Genomic DNA, 2,238 nt, shown 5'->3' on the forward strand with positions numbered 1-2,238 from the left:
GTTGGATATATAGTGCTCTGTTTTTCTGGTTTGTATTGGTTACGGTTTCAGTGCTCAGGTTATGGAGGGCGAAGGTCTTCGATACACTTCAACACATTTCTGAACGTCCGGTATGGGTGAGTTGGGCGGTAAACCGTAAGGGTACGTTCATACTTAATATATTGGCGACAGCCATTGGTATCGTGTGGCTGAGCGTTTACAACTTCCAACACCGAATTATGGCCCTTCTGTCTAACTACACGCTGTTTAGCCAAGCTTTAGCGTATCTGTTTAGAATCGAAGTAGCTAAGCAGTCAGATCTCGATAAGAATCAGCAAAACTTGGTTCGAATCAAAGGCGATCAAACGTATGAATACATTCTGCCGGGTAATATAGACAGCACGTTAATTGACTATGCCGGTGACGAGGTTAAGCAACTGTCTCGCTACTTGATGTCAGACAGCCCGGCTATCTGTATTGTTTCAGGCGAGCGTGGTGTGGGCGCGACAACGCTGCTTTATACTTTGCTGCACAAAGTATCTAACGCTGAGCCCGTATATGTAAGCTGCCCTTACGCGGGTTACCAAGAGCTGTTGGCACATCTAGCCGTGAGCATCGGCTTGGAAGAAGAAGCGACTGAAATTCAAATATTAGCGCACCTTCGTAAGAGCAATACCACTTACCTTATCGCGATAGATAACGCTCAACGACTGGTGAAACCAATGGTTGGCGGTCTGTCTGATTTGATTCGTTTGACCAACCTTCTGCGTCGTTCTAAAAAGAACCACCGTGTCGTGATATCGATCGCCAAATCAAGTTGGCGATTTGTGGATAGAGCGCGTGGTGAGCGTCTGCTGTTTGATTTGGTGTGCTTCCTTCCGCGTTGGACAGAGAAACAAGTGGGTGAACTTCTAAATAGCCGTATCAATACGGAGCTTGAGAAGCCGTTGTCTTTTGATGGCTTAGTGGTCCCTAAGCAATGGGACCAAGATGACATGAGTGAAGAAGAACGTGCACGCCAAGGTTTCTATCGAATTTTGTGGCACTACTCTGATGGCAACCCTACCGTTGCGCTGCGTTTCTTCCGACTCTCTTTGAACCGAAATAAAGAGACAGATCAAGCGGTAGTACGTTTATTCCATGTCCCTGAAGCGCAGGAACTAGAGAATATGCCTAAACCTATGTTGGCTGTACTTCGTTCTATTGTACAACTGGAAATCGCTTCTCCAGAAGTGTTGTCTGAATGTACACAGCTGAGCACGGCAGAGATAACGGGGATTCTGCGTTACTTTGAAAGCCGTGGTTATATTGGTTGGCATGAAGAAAAGGCTCGAATTTCCGAGCACTGGTTCCGCCACATTACTAACGTTCTTGATCGTCAACATCTACTGGTGAAGTAAAATGAAGAAGTTATTTATCCTACTATTTGTTGGCTTGGCAAGTGCTGTCAGTTTCCCGACCTTTGCGACGGAAGAGTTAGCTAACGTAGAAAACATCTCTAAGATAGCGAGCTTGGTGCGATGGAGCGGCGTGTTCTTCTCCATGATCGTTATTGCCGCAATGTGGTTGTTGCTTAAGTTCATCAATTCGTTAGTGACCAGTTTTGGTAGTCAGTTCGTGCAATATCGAATGCTGCTACAAAAGCTGCAATCGTTTACTCAGTTCTTTATCTACGTGAGCACCGGTCTTATCGTGTTCATGATGAGCTTTAGAATCAACGACCAAATCTTAGCTTTGATTGGTGGTACGCTCGCCGTGTCGGTCGGCTTTGCGCTTAAAGACTTGGCAGCATCGTTTATCGCCGGCATCACTGTGATGATTGACAGACCGTTTCAGGTTGGTGACCGCGTCACGTTCGAAGGCAACTACGGCGACATCATCACCATTGGTTTACGTTCGGTACGAATGAGAACCCTGAACGATGACATCATTACTATTCCGAACAACAAGTTCTTAAATGAAGTGACCACCAGTGGTAACTATGGCGCATTGGACATGCAAGTGGTGATTCCGTTTTACGTCGGTATGAATGAAGACATCACCCTAGCCCGCGACCTGATTCAAGAAGCCGCGTCTTCAAGTCGTTACATACACTTGCCAAAGCCTGTAACGGTTCTGGTTAAACAGACGATTACCGACAACTACCTAGCGATACAGTTGACGTGTAAGGCTTATGTGGTGGACACCGCGTATGAGAAATTGTTTGAAACCGACATTACCCTGCGTGTGATGAAAGAGTTTAAGAAGCACAACATCAAC

At 46.1% G+C, this 2,238-nt stretch carries 2 protein-coding genes; both read left to right on the forward strand.

All coding sequences use genetic code 11. From position 1 onward, the window contains the following. Positions 1 to 1,379 (forward strand): ATP-binding protein (locus tag AB4653_RS27100; RefSeq protein WP_372105783.1); only part of this gene is annotated, 1,379 nt, incomplete at its 5' end. Position 1,380: 1 nt separating this feature from the next. After that, a partial coding sequence (locus AB4653_RS27105) for a mechanosensitive ion channel family protein (RefSeq protein WP_372105784.1) occupies positions 1,381 to 2,238 on the forward strand: 858 nt, incomplete at its 3' end.

The sequence above is a fragment of the Vibrio sp. 10N.222.48.A3 genome (assembly GCF_041475345.1).
Taxonomy (GTDB): Bacteria; Pseudomonadota; Gammaproteobacteria; order Enterobacterales; family Vibrionaceae; genus Vibrio; species Vibrio tasmaniensis_A.